Source organism: Pseudomonas siliginis (assembly GCF_019145195.1).
Classification (GTDB): domain Bacteria; phylum Pseudomonadota; class Gammaproteobacteria; order Pseudomonadales; family Pseudomonadaceae; genus Aquipseudomonas; species Aquipseudomonas siliginis.
In genome coordinates this window covers 699,527-717,231 of record NZ_JAHSTW010000002.1, presented here as the reverse complement: position 1 = coordinate 717,231, position 17,705 = coordinate 699,527, and the positions used below count along the sequence as shown (strand labels likewise).

The 17,705-nt window shown below is 60.7% G+C and carries 15 protein-coding genes; 10 read left to right on the top strand and 5 right to left on the bottom strand.

Annotation, left to right across the window (positions count from 1 at the left end; translation table 11 throughout):
- The first annotated feature begins 35 nt into the window (after positions 1 to 35).
- On the top strand, positions 36 to 956 hold the full coding sequence (locus KVG87_RS07100) for a zinc ABC transporter substrate-binding protein (protein WP_217849894.1): 921 nt from the start codon (positions 36 to 38) through the stop codon (positions 954 to 956).
- 128 nt (positions 957 to 1,084) lie between these two features.
- Here the strand turns inward: KVG87_RS07100 and KVG87_RS07095 are convergent, their stop codons facing one another.
- Both KVG87_RS07095 and KVG87_RS07090 read right to left on the bottom strand, forming a co-directional pair.
- Positions 1,085 to 2,038, bottom strand: coding sequence for a homoserine kinase (locus KVG87_RS07095; protein ID WP_217849892.1), 954 nt, complete (start codon positions 2,036 to 2,038; stop codon positions 1,085 to 1,087).
- A gap of 53 nt (positions 2,039 to 2,091) precedes the next feature.
- On the bottom strand, positions 2,092 to 2,382 hold the full coding sequence (locus tag KVG87_RS07090; RefSeq protein WP_041476480.1) for a DUF2782 domain-containing protein: 291 nt from the start codon (positions 2,380 to 2,382) through the stop codon (positions 2,092 to 2,094).
- A 74-nt stretch (positions 2,383 to 2,456) separates the two neighbouring features.
- On the opposite strand from KVG87_RS07090, the gene polA reads away from it, so the two are divergent.
- Positions 2,457 to 5,261, top strand: a complete 2,805-nt coding sequence (gene polA, locus KVG87_RS07085) for a DNA polymerase I (RefSeq protein WP_217849891.1) — start codon at positions 2,457 to 2,459, stop codon at positions 5,259 to 5,261.
- 420 nt (positions 5,262 to 5,681) lie between these two features.
- On the opposite strand, the gene yihA is transcribed toward polA, so the two are convergent.
- Entirely contained in the window at positions 5,682 to 6,326 is a 645-nt protein-coding gene (yihA, locus tag KVG87_RS07080; protein ID WP_076564824.1) for a ribosome biogenesis GTP-binding protein YihA/YsxC, read from the bottom strand.
- A 191-nt stretch (positions 6,327 to 6,517) separates the two neighbouring features.
- On the opposite strand from yihA, the gene KVG87_RS07075 reads away from it, so the two are divergent.
- The 7 genes from KVG87_RS07075 (at position 6,518) to KVG87_RS07045 (ending at position 13,784) form a co-directional block, all read left to right on the top strand.
- A complete protein-coding gene (locus KVG87_RS07075; protein WP_016772347.1) occupies positions 6,518 to 6,823 on the top strand; it encodes a c-type cytochrome in 306 nt (101 codons plus the stop codon).
- Between the two features lie 30 nt (positions 6,824 to 6,853).
- Positions 6,854 to 7,465, top strand: coding sequence for a c-type cytochrome (locus tag KVG87_RS07070; RefSeq protein ID WP_217849890.1), 612 nt, complete (start codon positions 6,854 to 6,856; stop codon positions 7,463 to 7,465).
- Between the two features lie 199 nt (positions 7,466 to 7,664).
- Entirely contained in the window at positions 7,665 to 8,306 is a 642-nt protein-coding gene (locus KVG87_RS07065; RefSeq protein WP_016772349.1) for a thiol:disulfide interchange protein DsbA/DsbL, read from the top strand.
- A gap of 14 nt (positions 8,307 to 8,320) precedes the next feature.
- Positions 8,321 to 9,199 carry an endonuclease/exonuclease/phosphatase family protein gene (locus KVG87_RS07060; protein ID WP_024014985.1) on the top strand — a complete coding sequence of 293 codons (879 nt, stop codon included), beginning with the start codon at positions 8,321 to 8,323 and terminating at the stop codon, positions 9,197 to 9,199.
- Positions 9,196 to 11,211, top strand: coding sequence for a GGDEF domain-containing protein (locus KVG87_RS07055; RefSeq protein ID WP_217849889.1), 2,016 nt, complete (start codon positions 9,196 to 9,198; stop codon positions 11,209 to 11,211). Before KVG87_RS07060 ends, KVG87_RS07055 begins: the two co-directional genes overlap by 4 nt.
- A 101-nt stretch (positions 11,212 to 11,312) precedes the next feature.
- Positions 11,313 to 12,095, top strand: coding sequence for an N-acetylmuramoyl-L-alanine amidase (locus KVG87_RS07050; RefSeq protein WP_217849888.1), 783 nt, complete (start codon positions 11,313 to 11,315; stop codon positions 12,093 to 12,095).
- Positions 12,096 to 12,170: 75 nt separating this feature from the next.
- Positions 12,171 to 13,784: an EAL domain-containing protein gene (locus tag KVG87_RS07045; protein WP_217849887.1), complete on the top strand. Its 1,614-nt coding sequence runs from the start codon at positions 12,171 to 12,173 to the stop codon at positions 13,782 to 13,784.
- Here the strand turns inward: KVG87_RS07045 and KVG87_RS07040 are convergent.
- The gene (locus KVG87_RS07040; protein ID WP_122751329.1) at positions 13,781 to 15,571 is read right to left on the bottom strand and encodes an ATP-binding protein; all 1,791 of its coding nucleotides are present in this window, start codon (positions 15,569 to 15,571) and stop codon (positions 13,781 to 13,783) included. The genes KVG87_RS07045 and KVG87_RS07040 overlap by 4 nt on opposite strands.
- A 10-nt stretch (positions 15,572 to 15,581) precedes the next feature.
- A complete protein-coding gene (gene algB, locus KVG87_RS07035) occupies positions 15,582 to 16,928 on the bottom strand; it encodes a sigma-54-dependent response regulator transcription factor AlgB (protein ID WP_024014980.1) in 1,347 nt (448 codons plus the stop codon).
- A gap of 428 nt (positions 16,929 to 17,356) precedes the next feature.
- On the opposite strand from algB, the gene KVG87_RS07030 reads away from it, so the two are divergent.
- Positions 17,357 to 17,641 carry a hypothetical protein gene (locus KVG87_RS07030; protein ID WP_122880233.1) on the top strand — a complete coding sequence of 95 codons (285 nt, stop codon included), beginning with the start codon at positions 17,357 to 17,359 and terminating at the stop codon, positions 17,639 to 17,641.
- Positions 17,642 to 17,705 lie beyond the last annotated feature (64 nt).

Here is a 17,705-nt window from a genome sequence, read left to right as displayed (position 1 = left end):
TATGTTACCCGTTCTCGCTTCCTTGAGTGGTCATCGTGTCCCGACTTTTTTCTGTTTTTGTGGCTTTTGTTGCCAGTTTTCTGCTGATCGGTGCGGCCCAGGCCGAGGTCAAAGTGCTCACCAGTATCAAACCGTTGCAGCTGATTGCCGCTGCCGTGCAGGACGGCGTGGCGATTCCCGAGGTGCTGCTGCCACCGGGTGCCTCGCCGCACAATTACGCCCTGCGCCCGTCCGACGTACGGAAGGTGCAGTCGGTCGATCTGCTCTACTGGATCGGCCCGGACATGGAAGGTTTCCTGCCGCGCGTGCTCGGCGGTCGCAGCCTGCCGAGCGTTGCGGTGCAGGATCTGCCGGGGCTCAAGCTGCGGCATTTCGGCGCGGACAACCATTCCCATGCCGAAGAAGCCGACGAGCATGATCACGATCATCGCCCCGGCTCGCTGGATGCACATTTGTGGCTGTCACCGTTCAATGCGCGGGTGATCGCCGACAAAATGGCCGCCGACCTCAGCGCCGCCGACCCGGCCAATGCCCAGCGCTATCAGAGCAATGCCAAAGCCTTCGATGAACGTCTGGATGCGCTGGATCAGCGCTTGAAGACGCGTCTGGCCAATGTCGAAGGCAAGCCGTACTTCGTCTTTCACGAGGCCTTTGATTATTTCGAAGACGCTTACGGCCTGAAGCACGCCGGGGTGTTCGCGGTGGCCGCTGAAGTACAGCCCGGCGCCCAGCATGTCGCGGCGATGCGCAAGCGTTTGCAGGAAGTAGGCAAGACCTGTGTATTCAGCGAGCCGCCATTGCGTCCGCGTCTTGCGGAAACCCTGGTGGCCGGTTTGCCGGTGAAGCTGGCGGAACTGGATGCGTTGGGTGGTTATACGCCGGCGACGGCTCAGGGCTATGAGCAGGTGCTGGAAAAGTTGGGCAATGATTTGGCGGGATGCCTGGAATCCCTGTAACAACACAAACCCTGTGGGAGCGAGCCTGCTCGCGAAAGCGGTGGGTCAGTCAGCAAAAATGCTGAACGGGCCGCCGCCTTCGCGAGCAGGCTCGCTCCCACAGGTTCATGTTTGCTTGGCGAATCTACTCAGAGGGCGAAGGGCAACGGTGTATTGACCTTCTGCCGCTGCGCCAGGCGCTGCTCGAACTCTTGCGGATCGTGAATCAACACATCCTGCCCGGCGAACTGCTCGGCGGCGATCAAGCGTGACAGCCAGAACCGCACACAGGCCACACGCAACATCGTTGGCCAGAGCTCAGCCTCCGCCGCCGTGAACGGGCGCAGCGCCGCATAGGCACCGAGAAACGCACGCGCACGCGGGCCATCGATCACGCCCTCCTCGTCAGAACACCAATCATTCAAGGCAATTGCCACGTCGTACAGCATCGGCCCCGAGCAGGCGTTGTAGAAGTCGATAAGCCCGGTCAGGTGGGTGCCTTCGAACATGGCGTTGTCGCGGAACAGGTCGGCGTGAATGTTCGCCCGAGGCAGTGCAAGGATCTTGTCTTTGCGCTCGGTGATCTCATCCAGCGCCTTTTGCAGCAAGGCACGCGGCTCATCGCTCAGGTGCGAGAGGAATTCAGTGCCCTCCTCCAGCATCCAGTCCAGACCGCGATCAGTTTTGCGCTTGATCATGCGCTCGCCCTGGGTTGCCAGGTGCAGATGCGCCTGCAATTCGCCGACCTGGGCGCAATGCTGGGCGTTGGCGACCTTGATGTGCTTGCCCGACAGACGCGGTTGCAGCAGGGCCGGTTTGCCTTTGAGTTCACGCAGTGCCACGCCGTCGGTGGTGCGCAGGGCGTAAGGCACCGGCAGTTCGGCTTCGTGCAGCACGTCGAGCAGGTCGATGAAGAACGGCATCTCCTGCACCGGGCCGCGTTCGACCAGGGTCAGGACAAACTCGCCCTGCTCCAGGCTGATGAAGAAATTGGTGTTTTCGCTGCCGGCGGCGATCCCCTGGAAATCAAGCAGGCGGCCGAGCCCGTAAGGGGCGAGAAAGGTTTCCAGCTCGGACCGAGCCAGGGGAGTGAACACAGACATGTCTTGACTGCCAGTACGGGCGCCGCAGCGGCGGCGCCGGGTGAATTAAAAACCTACTTCCATTCGAATATCTTCCATGACGGGATCAGCATATCCGGCTGGTCCGAGCGGATGAAATTGGCATCCGTTCCGTCGGCGCGCACCAGAAAGTACGGCGGCGCGCCCTTCGGCGTGACCTTGATCGCATACAGGAAACCGTTCTGACGGTACTCCTGAATAGTCTTGTCGCCCTCCGTGCGGATGGTGACCTCGGGGTCGCCGCCCGGCGCATCATCCGCCGCAATCGCGGCCAGTGGTGAGACAGCGATCAACCCGACCAGCAGCAAGCGATTTAACGTACGCATGATAACCTTGTCCCTTTGTCGTCAACGGTCCCGCTATTCTAGCGCCGGACCCGCCGAAAAGGTTGATCCTGCTCATGAGCCAAGCCCCCCTCGTCCTGGTGGACGGTTCGTCTTACCTGTACCGCGCCTTTCATGCACTGCCGCCACTGACCACGTCCAAAGGCCTGCCGACCGGTGCGGTCAAAGGCGTGCTGAACATGCTCAAGAGTCTGCGCAAGCAGTACCCGGACAGCCCCTTCGCCGTGGTGTTCGACGCCAAGGGCGGGACATTTCGCGATGAGATGTACGCCGAATACAAGGCCAACCGGCCAAGCATGCCCGATGACATGCGCGTGCAGATCGAGCCGCTGCACCAGAGCGTGATCGCCCTCGGCTTCCCGCTCCTGTGCGTGGACGGCGTCGAGGCCGACGATGTGATCGGCACCCTGGCCCGCAGCAGTGCGGCAGCAGATCGCCCGGTGATCATTTCCACCGGTGACAAGGACATGGCGCAACTGGTCGACGGCCACATTACCTTGGTCAACACCATGTCCGGTAGCTCGATGGATGTGGAGGGCGTTAAGGAGAAATTTGGCGTCGCACCGGAACAGATCATCGATTACCTGGCGCTGATGGGCGATTCCTCCGACAACATTCCGGGCGTGCCGGGCATCGGCCCGAAGACGGCGTCCGGCCTGCTGGTCGGCGTCAACGGCGGTCTGACCGAGCTGTACGCCAACCTCGACATCGTGCCGACCCTGCCGATCCGTGGCGCAAAAACCTTGCCGGCCAAGCTCGAAGAGCACCGGGAAATGGCTTTCCTGTCCTATCAACTGGCGACCATCAAGGTCGACGTGCCGCTGGATATCGGCCTCGATGATCTGCAGATGGGCCAGGAGGATCCGGCCAAACTCTACGAGCTGTACACCCTGTTGGAATTCAAGAGCTGGCTCAATGATCTGGATCGCGATGCCAAACGCCTGGAACTGAGCGCGGCGGCCGAACCTGCGCCCGCCCATGATCTGTTCAGCGCCCCGCAAGCCGAGGCACCTGCTGCCCCTGCCGAGGCCGCGTACGAAACCATCCTCGATCAGGCCCGCTTCGACGTCTGGCTGGAAAAATTGCGCAACGCCAAACTGATCGCCTTCGACACCGAAACCACCGGCATCGACGCGCAGCGAGCGCAACTGGTCGGTCTGTCGTTTGCGGTGCAGGCCAACGAAGCTGCGTACATCCCGCTGACCCACTCCTACATCGGCGTGCCGGAGCAGCTGGATCGCGACACCGTGCTGCGCGCACTCAAGCCGATTCTGGAAGACCCGAACAAACTCAAGGTTGGCCAGCACGCCAAGTTCGACATGAACATTCTGGCCAACTGCGCCATTGGCGGCGATCAGAGTGAAGGCATCAGCGTGCGCGGCATCGCCTTCGACACCATGCTCGAGTCCTACGTACTCAATTCCACCGCGACCCGTCACGACATGGACAGCCTCGCGCAGAAGTACCTTGACCACACCACGGTTAGCTTCCAGGACATCGCTGGCAAAGGTGCCAAGCAACTGACCTTCGACCAGATCGCCCTGGAACAGGCCGGGCCGTACGCCGCCGAAGACGCCGACATCACCCTGCGCCTGCATCAGGCCCTGTTCGACAAGCTCAGCGCGATTCCGAGCCTGGCCAGCGTCTTGACCGACATCGAAATCCCGCTGGTGCCAGTGCTGGCGCGCATCGAACGCCAGGGTGCGTTCGTCGATGCCGAGTTGCTGGGCATTCAGAGCATTGAGCTGGGCAACAAAATGGTCGCGCTGGAGCGTGAAGCCTTCGAAATCGCCGGGGAAGAATTCAACCTCGGCTCGCCGAAGCAGCTGGGCGTGATTCTTTATGAAAAGCTCGGCCTGCCGGTGCTGAAGAAAACCGCCAAAGGCCAGCCGTCCACTGCTGAAGAAGTGCTGGCGAAACTCGCCGAAGACGATCACCGCTTGCCGAAGGTGCTGATGGAGCACCGTTCGATGAGCAAGCTGAAAAGCACTTACACCGATCGCCTGCCTGAACAGATCAACCCGCGCACTGGGCGCATCCACACCTCGTATCATCAGGCCGTGGCTTCGACCGGGCGCCTGTCTTCCAGTGACCCGAACCTGCAGAACATCCCGGTACGCACTGCCGAAGGCCGGCGCATTCGTCAGGCATTCGTCGCGCCGAAGGGCTACAAACTACTGGCGGCGGACTACTCGCAGATCGAATTGCGGATCATGGCCCACCTGTCCCGCGATGAAGGCCTGATGAACGCCTTTCGCAACAATCTCGACGTGCACACTGCAACCGCTGCCGAAGTATTCAAGGTCGAGCTCGATCAAGTGACCTCCGACCAGCGCCGCAGCGCCAAGGCGATCAACTTCGGTCTGATCTACGGCATGGGCGCGCAGAAGCTCGGCAAGGACATCGGCGTCGACACCAAGACCGCCAAGGCCTACATCGATACTTACTTCGCTCGTTATCCAGGCGTTCGCGAATACATGGAGCGCACTCGCGCGCAGGCGGCGGATCAGGGTTACGTCGAAACATTCTTCGGTCGTCGCCTGTACCTGCCGGAGATCAACTCGAACAAGCCGCAGGAACGCGCCGCTGCAGAACGCACAGCGATCAACGCGCCGATGCAGGGCACGGCAGCGGACATCATCAAGAAAGCCATGGTGGCTGTGGATAACTGGCTGGCCACGTCGGGGCTGGATGCCCGGGTCATCCTGCAAGTGCACGACGAACTGGTGCTGGAGGTTCGCGAGGATCTGGTCGAGCAGGTCAGCGCCGAGATACGTACGCACATGAGCGAAGCGGCGAAACTGGATGTGCCGCTGCTGGTGGAAGTTGGCGTGGGCAACAACTGGGATGAGGCGCACTGAATGAGGCGCACTGAGTTTATAGAGGTGCCGCGACGCGACGTCGCGGCAAGCCCGGTAAACCGGCTTAGAACGATAAATGCTTGAGGCTATTCCAAAGCTTTTTGAAAAAAATCTGAACTAATCTGTCGATCGAACACTCAGAGGTACTGAATGGCTGGTGAAGCCCTTCGATGCTCCTATGTTGTGTTAAGTGTTGGCAGATATCTGAACCCCGCCCTAGCGGTTCGGAACTTGAACCCCGGAATTTCTCCCTCCCCAATGAAATCCGGGGCTTTTTTTGCCAAAAAATCGGCTGTAGCGCGGCCATGCTGCGTTAAAAGCACCGCTAAAAATGCTCATTTAGGTCCCCTAAACTCCGCTTTTTAGCGCTATTTTTGCCTTGCCCGGCCACACTACAACCAATTTTTCCCCATTCTGAATTTACTCGGCAGCGGTCTCGGTGTTTTTGTCTGCCAGTTCCATCCAGTCGGCCAGTACGGTGTAGGCCTCTTCCAGGCCCATGCGTTTTGGTGCGGAGAACAGTTGGATGGTGATCGAGTCGCCCCAGCCCTTGCGGATTTCCGACTGTACTTTCAGCAGGGTGTTCTTGGCTGCGCCGTAGGTGAGCTTGTCGGCCTTGGTCAGCAGGATGTGCATCGGCATGCCGGCGGCGACGGCCCAGTCGAGCATCAGCAGGTCGAAGTCGGTCATCGGATGGCGGATGTCCATCATCAGAATCAGACCTTTCAAACTCTCCCGACCACCGAGGTAAGCCTCGAGGTGGCGCTGCCAGTGTTGCTTGAGCGGGATCGGTACTTTTGCATAACCGTAGCCCGGCAGGTCGACCAGACGGCGATCATCGTCTAGCTTGAAGAAGTTCAACAGCTGTGTGCGACCCGGAGTTTTCGAGGTGCGCGCCAGGCTGGCGTGAGTCAGGGTGTTCAGCGCGCTGGATTTGCCGGCATTGGAACGACCGGCAAACGCCACTTCGAAGCCTTCATCGTCAGGGCATTGATCGACTTTGGCGGCACTGAGCATGAACGTGGACTGTTGGCACAGGCCGAGGATGGGATTCTTGAGTTGCATGGGATTTCCGATGTGGGCGGCGCCGGGATTGGGCGCGGAACGCGGTGTCGCTTCCGTTTCAGTGACGCCAGTATATAATGCCGCAGATTTTGTGTGTGCTTTGTCCCAGCGAAGGATGAAGTTCACGAGAGCGACAGGCTTTGATTGCGCATTAGAACGCAGAACGCTCTCAACCCTGAAAAGGTCGTTTTATGACGAAATGGCTGCTGGCTGCCGGAGTCTTGATGCCGCTTTACAGCGCACAGGCTACACAGGATCCGGAAGCTGTGTACAACCGTGTTTGTGGTGCCTGTCATTCCGGCCAACTACCCATGGCGCCCGCAAGAGGCGATCAGGAAGCTTGGACGCCGAGGTTGGCGAAAGGTATGGGGACGCTGGTGCAACACGTGACCCAGGGTTTCAAGGCGATGCCGCCGCGTGGTTTGTGCATGGACTGCAGTGCCGAGGATTACCAGGCCATCATCCTGTGGATGAGCGAGAGTAAGCCCGGTCCATAACTTAACCCTTAGCCGTAGTTGGATTAGCTGATGAACAAATTGATCGTGAGTCTGCTGTTGACCGTGGGAATTTCAGGTGTCGCCCATGCTGCCGGCGATGCCGCAGCAGGCCAGGCCAAAGCTGCCGTGTGCGGAGCCTGCCATGGCCCGGACGGCAACAGCATGGCGCCAAACTTTCCGAAACTGGCAGGTCAAGGTGAACGCTACCTCGACAAGCAATTGCATGACATCAAGTCGGGCAAGCGCGTGGTGCTGGAAATGACCGGGCTGCTGACCAACCTGAATGACCAGGATCTGGCCGACATGGCCGCGTACTTCGCCAGTCAGAAAGGCAGCGTCGGCGCCGCCGATCCGAAGATCGTCGCTCGCGGTGAAGCGCTGTTCCGTGGCGGCAACCTGGAAAAAGGTCTGCCAGCCTGCACCGGCTGCCACTCGCCGAACGGCTCCGGCAATGCTGCAGCAGGCTTCCCGCATCTGGGTGGCCAGCATGCGCAATACATTGCCAAGCAACTGACCGATTTCCGCAAGGAAGAAGGCGGTCGCGCCAACGACGGCGACGCAATGACCATGCGCACCATCGCGCGCAAGCTGAGCGACGAAGACATCGCTGCGGTTTCCAGCTACATCCAGGGCCTGCACTGAGGCCCTGATTCGAGGGCTGAACGAGGCGCGCAGCGCCGGCCACGTTAACGCTCGATTAATCCTTCGCAGCAAGTATAAAAAGGGTGGCTTTGGCCGCCCTTTTTTGTGGCCGCTGCCGTTACACTACAGCACTCATGCCCGCCAGGATCTGTGTCGCAACAGGTCGAGCGAGGCGACCCAAATTGTTCAGGAGTAAAGCATGCGTAATCTGATCATCAGCGCCGCCCTCGTCGCTGCCAGCCTGTTCGGCGTCACCGCCCAGGCCGCTGAAGCCCCTGCCGCCCCTTACGTCGAACTGGCCAACCCGGTGCCGGTGGCAAAGCCTGGCAAAATCGAAGTGGTCGAGCTGTTCTGGTATGGCTGCCCGCATTGCTACGCTTTTGAGCCAGTGATCAATCCATGGGTTGAAAAACTGCCGTCCGATGTCAACTTCGTGCGCATTCCCGCCATGTTCGGCGGCCCATGGGACGCTCACGGCCAGATGTTCCTGACTCTGGAAGCCATGGGTGTCGAGCACCAGGTGCACAACGCCGTGTTCAATGCGATCCAGAAAGAACACAAGAAGCTCACCGACAAGAACGACATGGCTGACTTCCTCGCCACTCAAGGCGTGGACAAGGACAAGTTCCTCGCCACGTTTGACTCGTTCGCTATCAAAGGCCAGATCGTCAAGGCCCGTGAGCTGGCGAAGAAGTACGAAATCACTGGCGTGCCAACCATGATCGTCAATGGTAAATACCGCTTCGACATCGGCTCTGCCGGTGGTGCCGAGCAAGCATTGAAGCTGGCTGACGATCTGGTCGCCAAAGAGCGAGCGGCGAACAAGGCTGCTGCCAACTAAGCGCGGCATTCGCCATGCGCCGCTGGAAGTCCGAACGCATCGTTGGCCTGCATGATCCGCAGGTCAACGAGCATCATCTGGCGTCTACGGGCCTGCCCGCAGACCAGCGTCTGCGCTTGCTGAGCTTCAACATTCAGGTCGGCATCAGCACCGAGCGCTATCGGCATTACCTGACCCGCAGCTGGCAGCATCTGCTGCCGCACACCGGGCGTTCCGGCAATCTGCAAAAGATCGGTGACCTGCTCGGCGACTTCGATCTGGTCGCGCTGCAGGAAGCCGATGGCGGCAGCCTGCGTTCGGGCTACGTCAATCAGGTCGAACATCTGGCCCATCTCGGCGCCTTTCCCTACTGGTATCAACAACTCAATCGCAACCTCGGTCGACTGGCCCAGCACAGCAATGGCGTGCTCAGTCGCTTGAAGCCGTGGGCGATCGAGGATCACCCGCTGCCCGGCCCGAAAGGTCGCGGCGCGATCCTGCTGCGTTTCGGCGAAGGTCCGGAAGCGTTGGTGGTAGTAATGATGCACCTGGCCCTCGGCGCGCGGACGCGTAGCCTGCAACTGGCCTACATTCGTGATTTGATCAGCGGTTACAAGCATCAGGTGCTGATGGGCGACATGAATACCCATGCCAGCGACCTGCTCGAACACTCGCCGTTACGCGATCTCGGCCTGCTGGCCCCGCAGGTGGAAGCGACCTTCCCCAGCTGGCGCCCACAGCGTTGCCTTGATCATATTCTGCTCAGCCCGACCCTGACCCTGGAAAAGGTCGAGGTGCTGGCCCAGCCCATTTCCGATCACCTGCCGGTCGCGGTGGAAATTCGTCTGCCGGGTTCGCTCACGGCCGACGCATTGCCCGCGTTGAGCCCTGCCCCTCGCGGAACCTGTGAATGAGCGATGACGCCCAGCGCTGGAAAGAGAAGTACCTCAAGAGCATCGAACAGCAGGACAAGCTCGAGCGCCGCTGGGCCGCGCGACTCGACCTGCTGCGGCGCGGTCTGGTGCGCAGCACGCTGGCGGCCGAGGGCACCGACAAGGCCGTCGATCAGTGCATGAAAGAAATGCGCGAAGTCGTGCGCACCGATGACATGGACGCCGGCCTCGCCGCATTACTGCCGCGTCTGGAAAAAGCCGTGCTCGACTCAGAGCAGCGCCGCGAGACCCGCATCGATCAGGTCAGCACCGCGCTGACCGCGCTGGTCACCCAGTTGCAGGCTTTGCCGCTGCCGCGCGAAGTCGCGCAACCGCTGAAGAAATTTGCCAAACAACTGGACAGCCGCGTCGGTCAGGCGCGGGAAATGCCACTGCTGCTGAGCGAACTCAGTGGCTTGCAGGGCAAGGCCTTGAGTCAGCTGGAAACGCCTGCCGAGCCGGGGCGGCCGGGGTTGTTGCAGCGTTTGTTTGGTAGTCGCGACAGTGAAGAAACCGTTGCACCGGCGGCCGACATACCAGCAACACCAGTGACGCAGCTGGTCGAAGCTCAGCAGCCTGAACCGGAGCCTGCGCAATCGGCACCGGTGGCCAACGCGGAGCCAGCGATCGCAGCGCCCGAGACCATCATCGAAACGCCCGCCCAGACGCCGCCTGATGAGCCGCAAGTCATTGCGTTCGCTGCGCCTGTGGTCGTCGTTGAATCCGAGCCAGCGCGAGTTGAACCCGCCGCGGACGCCGAGATGACCGTCGCTGCGCCAGCAGCCGAGGCGTTCAACCCCGATGAATTGATCCATCCCGGCGATACGTCGCCGCTGATTCTCGACAGCCTGCCCCTGCCCGAGCCGATCGCTCAGGCCTTGGCCGCTATCGACCCGGAGCAGTCGGAGCACGACATCCTCTTCGCTCTGCCGGATTCCCCGGAGCCGTCCTACAGCTCCGTGGCCCGACATATCGAAGACACGCTGATCGGCCTGCTCGACGACCTGACCCTGCCCGAGCGCCACCGGCCGCAAGCCGAAGCCATGCGCGAGCGGCTCAAACACGGGTTGAACTGGTACGAACTGTTGCCGATCCTCGACGATCTCGCGACTTTGATGCTGGCGATTACCGACAGCGGACAGCACGAATTCGAAGCCTATCTGCAACAACTCAACGAACGCCTCGAAGCGTTTCAGAGCAACCTGCAAGCGGCCAGCGAAGGGCATGCCGACAACAGCTCGGCGGCGCGGGCCATGGACACGCAGATTCGCGAGCAGGTCGACGGCTTGCAGAGCAGCGTCCAGCAAGCGGCGGACCTCGATGACCTCAAGCATGTGCTGGAGAATCATCTGGAAGGCCTGCTGGGAACGATGGACCAGCACCAGAAACAGCGCGACGCCCGAGAGCAGGAAGTCGCCGCCAGGTTGAAGAGCCTGTCGGAGCGGGTGGCGCATATGGAGCAGGAAGCCATGGGCTTCCGTGAACACCTTGAAGAGCAGCGGCAGAAAGCCCTGATTGATCCGTTGACCGGCCTGCCCAACCGTGCGGCGTGGAGCGAACGCCTTGAGCATGAAATCCAGCAATGGCAGCAGCACGGCAACACCCTCAGCCTGGCCATGCTCGACCTCGATCACTTCAAGCGGATCAACGACAGCTATGGCCATCTGGCCGGCGACAAAGTGCTGAAGATCATCGCCACGGTATTGCGCAAACGCCTGCGCGGCTCGGATTTCATCGCCCGTTTCGGCGGTGAAGAGTTCGTGCTGTTGCTGCCCGCGACGCCGCCAGCGGTTGGCGCAAAACTGCTGGAAACCCTGCGCGCGGCGATCGAAGCCTGCCCGTTTCATTTCAAGGGCGAGCGAGTGACCATTACGATTTCCATGGGACTGGCATCGTTCAGGGTCGGAGAACACAGCGATCTTGTGTTGAAAAGAGCCGATCAGGCGCTGTATCGGGCAAAAAACGCCGGACGCAACCGAGTGGAACTCGGCTAAGGCAATTGTTCCATTTTGTTTAATTCCGCCCGCTGGCGGACTCTGAGCAAATCCGTACGTTACACTGTTGCATTATCGTTTTCAGCGTATCGTCCTCTGCCATGAAATTCCTTGCCCTTGTTGCCTCGCTGTTCGTCCTCGCTGGTTGCGCCAGCGGCCCGCGTTACGACACCAGCCACCCTTCGGCCAATTACGACAGCCGCATCCAGTTCGTTGTGGTGCATTACACCTCCGCGTCTCTGGAGCGTTCGCTGCAATTGCTGACCCATGGCGACGTCAGTAGCCATTACCTGATCGGCGATGACAAGAGCGCCACCGTGTACAAGCTGATGGACGAAAACCAGCGCGCCTGGCACGCCGGCGAAAGTCAGTGGCAGGGCCGTACCTGGCTGAACTCCAGTTCCATCGGCATCGAAATCGTCAATCCCGGCTACAAGGACACACCGACCGGGCGCCTGTGGTATCCGTACAGCGAAACGCAGATCCAGTCGTTGATCACCCTGCTCAAGGACATCAGCAAACGCAACGGCATCAGCCCGCGGCACATCATCGGTCACAGCGACATCGCGCCGTTGCGCAAGCTTGATCCGGGGCCACTGTTCCCCTGGAAACGTCTCGCCGCCGAAGGCCTTGGCCTGTGGCCGAACGAGCAAGCGGTGGCGCGTCAGCAGGCTATTTTTAACAGCAACCCGTTGCCGGAGATCGGCTGGTTCCAGGCGCAACTCGCGCGTCTGGGTTACGACACACCGCAGACCGGCGAGCTGGACATCGCCACGCGCCATGTCCTCGCCGCGTTCCAGATGCATTACCGCCCTGCCCGCTTCGACGGCACGCCGGATGCACAAACCGCGGCACTTCTTTTGGTCCTCAATCAGACAAAATAATGACGCCCGCCCGACGGTCAGGGCGAAATCGCAATCAGCAGCTATAACTCATGGTAATTCTTCGGAAAATCCCTGATGGCTGCGACCCGAGAGACGCTGCGTAGCTGGTTTTATCGCCCTGTTTTTTTGGCGATGATCGCGGCTGTCCTCAGCGCCAGCCTGCTGATCGCCGGCGGTATGTTCGCGGCGATACGCCAGATGGAAATGCGCGAGAGCCAGGAAATGAACGCCCAGGGCGAGCGTTTCCTCGCTCGCCTCGAACAATTGTTCGGCCAGTTGCGCGAAAGTCTCGACGACCTTGAAGCCCAGCCCTTGCGCGGCTGCGACGAAGAAATGATCGCGACTCTGCAGCAAGTCACCTTCAACTACCGCTTCGTCTATGAAGCCGCATATATGGACGCCTCGCGGTTCTGCTCCAACCGTCCGCGCCAGGAAGGTCTGTCGTTGGTGCGCGCGCCGGACATTCAGGGCCCGACCTACAGCTATTGGCTGAACACCACCACCGAACCCGATGAAAACCGCGCGGCGCTGATGCTTGGTCGCGGCAACTTTCGTGTCGCTACCTCGCGCGGACATTTGACCGACATGGTCGATTTGTCGCCCGGCAGCAGCCTGCTGGTGGTACTCGATCACGGCACTCGCGCGATTCCGGTGCTCGGCACCGCACAGACCTGGCCACCGACCGAACCCTGGCCCCCGAAGAGCCGTGATGCGCTGCAAGTCACGCAAACGCGGCTGATCTATCGCATGCCCACCGACAACCCGGAATATCAATTGGTGCTGATCACGCCGCGCACGGGCATGCACGTCCCGGCTGTGTGGTGGTGGCTGGTGCCGGTGTGCCTGATCGCCGGCGCCGTTGTCGGCTTTCTGACCTTGCTGCTGGTGCGACAGCGCCAGTCACTGGATGCCGAGCTGCACGGGGCGATCCGCCGGGGTGAGTTGCAGGTGCTGTATCAGCCGATCTTCGATCTCGACAGCCGCCACTGCGTCGGCGCCGAAGCGCTGCTGCGCTGGCGGCGCCCGGACGGCACGCTGACCAGCCCCGACCTGTTCATTCCCATGGCCGAGAACACCGGGCAGATCCGGCAGATGACCGACTTCGTCTTGCAGCGTCTGCTCGAACAACTGGGCCAGTTACTGCGCGCCAATCCGCAGCTGTATATCTCGGTGAACCTCGCGGCCTGCGATGTCATGGTGCCGCGCATCGGCCAGGTCATGGCGCGGCTGCTCGCGCTGCACCGTGTCGCCGCGCGGCAGATAGCCTTCGAAGTCACTGAGCGCGGCCTGATTGATGTGGTGGTGGCGCGGGAAAACCTGCAAGCCTTGCGCGACGTTGGCCATCAGGTGCTGATCGATGATTTCGGCACCGGCTATTGCAGCCTCGCCTATCTGCAGACCTTGCCGGTGGACTGCCTGAAGATCGACAAGGCGTTCATTGATGCGCTGGGCCATGACGCGGCGAGCAGCGGCGTCGCTCCGCACATCATTCACATGGCGCAGGCGCTGGATCTGAAAGTGATTGCCGAAGGCATCGAGCTGGAATCCCAGGCAGCGCTGCTCAGCAGTGAGGGGGTCAAGTTCGGTCAGGGCTGGCTGTTTGCCCACGCCTTGAGCGCCGTGCAATTCATCGAACTCATCACCCGAGGTCGACGCCTGGCCGGGCGGCGTATGGACGACGAAGCCTAAACGGCCAGCGCCATGTAGAACTGGGTGCCCTGCCCAGGCCGCGAGTAGACGCCCATGCGCCCGCCGTGCAGCTGGACGATTTCCTTGCACAGCGCCAGGCCAAGCCCGGCGCCGCCTTTCTTGCGCCCGACCTGCACGAACGGCTCGAAAATCCGCCCCTGCTGGCCGTAGGCAATGCCTTCGCCATTGTCTTCGACACTGATGATGACCCGCTCGCCATGGCGGCGTGCCTGCAAACGGATCTGCCCGTCGCGGGCAGTGTGCCGCAAGGCGTTGTCGATCAGATTGTCGAGGACGCGATCGAGTTGCGCCTGATCAGCCTGCAACCTCGGCAGCGGGCCTTGAATCTCGACGTTCAGCGCCACACCTTTGGCAGCAGCCACGTCGGCAAAGCGCAGTTGCGCCTGCTCCAGCAGGTCCTCAATGGAACATGGCGCCAGGGTGAGTTTCTGTAGACCGTTCTGGTAGCGCGAGAAATTCAGCAAGTCGTTGATCAATTGCATCAGCCGCTGCATTTCTTCGTTGACCGTATCCAGCAGGTCAGCTTCGCGCGATTCAGCCGGGAATTTCGCCCGCTCGCGAAACAGCCCGAAGGCCATGTGCATGCCTGTGACCGGCGTGCGCAGTTCATGGGAAGCGCGCAAGACAAACTCACTGCGCACGCGCTCGAACGCGCGTTGCTCGGTGACGTCGTGCAGCACCATCACCGCACCGAGAATATGCCCCTGGGTATGACTGACCGGCGTCAGGCTGTAAGTCAGCAGGCGCGATTCGCCATCGACTTCGATGCTCAGATCTTCCGGCGCCCGCTCCAGCGTGCCGCCGCGCAGGACCAATTGCAGTTGCGCATCCAGCTCCGGGCGCCCGAGTGCGGTGCCCAAGCCTTGGCCCAGTCGATCATCTTCCCAGCCCAACTGGCGCTGAGCCACCGGGTTGAGGTGTTCGAGCTGGCCCTGGCGATCAATCATCAACAGACCGTCGTCGATACTGTCGAGCACCGCTTGCAAGCGCTGCTGACCGGCCAACAGTTCGTCGACATTCATCGCCTGGTGTTCGCGCAACGCCTCGGCCATCAGGCCGAAGCGTCGCGACAGCAGGTTGACTTCCATGGCCGTGGAAATCGGCAGAGTCACGTCATAGTTGCCCTGGCCGATGTTGTCGGCAGCCTTGGCCAGCGCTTCGATCGGTGCGCCGAAGCGCCGAGCAATGCCCTGCGCCGTGACAAAACCGATGATCAGCACTGCCAGCCCGACCAGGCCAAGCAGCCCGGCTATCAGAAGGGCGCGTTCGCGGGCAGCGTGCTGGACCGCGTTAATGGTTTCCAGCGCATGTTTGTGCTCAGCAATCAGGCCATTACGCAGAATGTTGAAGCGCTCGCGGAAATCCGCGCTCGTACTGGCGTTCTTCGCCGCTTCGGCAGTCACGTCGAATGAGGCGAGGAAGTTCAGGTAGTCGGCCTTGGCCTGGCGGAAACCGTAAGGCTGGCCATCGCCCTCCTGCTGCTGGGCGATGCCTTGGTCGAGCAACTCGAAGTAGTGCTGCTTGGACGCTTCGAACGCGACGGGATCGGGCTTCTCGGCGAGCATGATGATCAATTGATCACCGAGGGTCTGGCGCAGCTTGAGGCCCAGATCCAGAGTGACAAAGTTGCTGCGCACCAGCGCTTCCTGCGACCCGGCCATCTGCATCACGCTGACCAGCCCGAGCAAGAGCCCGAGCAAGGCCACGGTGATCAACGCAGAAATGCTCAGGAACAGGCGCGTGCGCAGCTTGATCGCCAGTTTCATCGCGCAGTGCTCACAGGTTGTACTGCTTGCGTTTGCGATACAGGGTCGAGGCGTCGATGCCGAGGGTTTTCGCCGCTTGGTCCAGGGTGCCGGCGGTGGCCAGAACCGCGCCGATGTGCGCTTTCTCCAGCTCGTCCAGGCTCAGTGCCGCGCCGACCCGTGGCGCGTTGTTGGCCGGTTGTTCGGCCATGCCCAGGTGGCTGATTTCCACGCGCTCCTGCGGGCAGATGATGCTGGCCCGCTCGACCACGTTACGCAGTTCGCGAATATTGCCCGGCCAGCGATAACCGAGCAGCGCTTCGCGCGCCTCATCGCTGAAGCCGCGCGCTGGGCGTGCGTACTCTTTGACGAAACGTGCAAGGAAGCGATCGGCGAGGGTCAGGATGTCTTCGGCGCGTTCGCGCAATGGCGGTAGATGCAGGGTGATGACGTTGAGGCGATAGAGCAGGTCTTCGCGGAAACGGCCGTCGCGGACCATGTCTTCGAGATTGAGGTTGGTGGCGGCAAGGATGCGCACATCGGCGCGGCGAGTGACCGGATCGCCGACCCGCTCGTATTCCTTGTCCTGAATGAAGCGCAGCAACTTGGGTTGCAACGTCAGCGGAAAGTCGCCGATCTCGTCGAGAAACAGCGTGCCGCCGTCGGCCTGGTTGACTCGACCCAACGTGCTCTCGCTGGCACCCGTAAACGCGCCACGGCTGTGACCGAACAGCTCGCTTTCCATCAACTCGGCAGTCAGCGACGGGCAGTTGATGGTGACGCAGGACTTCTTCTCGCGCTTGCTCCAGCCGTGGATCGCACGGGCCAGTTCACCTTTACCCGTACCGGACTCGCCAAGGATAAGAATGTTGGCGTCGGTGCTTGCGACCTGCCGTGCGGTTTCCAGCACGACTTTCATCGCCGGGCTGTGGGAATCGAGACCGTCTTTCGGTTTGCGGATCTCGCCTTCCAGCGCTTCGAGCCGCGCGGAGAGCTGGCGCACTTCCAGCTGCTTGGCGGTGGCCAGGCGCAGTTGGTCAGGGCTGCACGGCTTGACCAGATAATCGGCGGCACCGGCCTGGATGGCATCAACCGCGGTGTCGACCGCCGAATGGGCGGTGACGATCACTACGCGCATCCACGGCGCCTGAATGCGCATCTGCGCGAGGACGTCGAGACCGTTGTCCTCGCCCAGGCGCAAATCAAGGAAGCACAGATCGAAGACCTGACGTTGCAGCAAAGCATCGGCCTGGGCCGCGCTATTGGCGGTGGCTACCGTATAGCCTTCGTCTTCGAGGCAATAACGAAACGTACGCAGGATGGCGGATTCATCGTCCACCAGCAGAATGCGGCCTTGTTGCTCAGTGGCAGATTCCATTTTTCCTACGCTCCATAGTGATTAGTCTTGGGTTAGTCCCGGAAAAATCGGGCAAGTTGCATGGTTGATTCTGAACGATACCAGCCATAGGAGGGTAGCTCTCTACTGCCATAACGGCCAATTCATTGATTTCGTTGAGTTTTAAAACATTCTGCATTTTGCAGGGCAGATCCTGCGTCCTCTTCTGACATCTGCGTACCGGTAGCAATTCCATATCATCGAAATTTCCCACGAAATAATCGTGCATTGCGCACGACCGCTGAAGAGCCATCGTGCAGGATGCGTCGCAGGAAATTTCCGAAGAGTACGTAACTTGTTGTTTTAATTGATAATTTACGGCATCAAAAAACTGGCATGCAGGCTGCAATACCTCACTCAGCCCGGGCAGAACAGCACTGCCCTAACAGAACAAGCGTGAGGAACACAGGATGACTCGCCCAATCGCCACCCAAGTACGTATTTCGCCACTGCAGATCCAGCAAGGTCTGTTCGGTGTACTGGCGTTGCTGATCACCCTGATCGTCTGCCAGCAGTACATGAGCTGGGAAAACAGCCGTAAACCCGAGCCACTGATTTCGATGCAGCACAGCACTCAAACGCACTTCAGTGCCGTGAGCAGCAGCCAGGCCGAGAACGCTTCGATGCACATGATCGATGTCGACCAGGCGCAACCGCTGGATCAATTGCCACGGGAAGAGCGCTGGGTTTTCTAAGTCAGTGAATACATTCGGGCGCGTAGCACCGGAAACCGGAAACACCCCTAAATAGAGAAGTAAG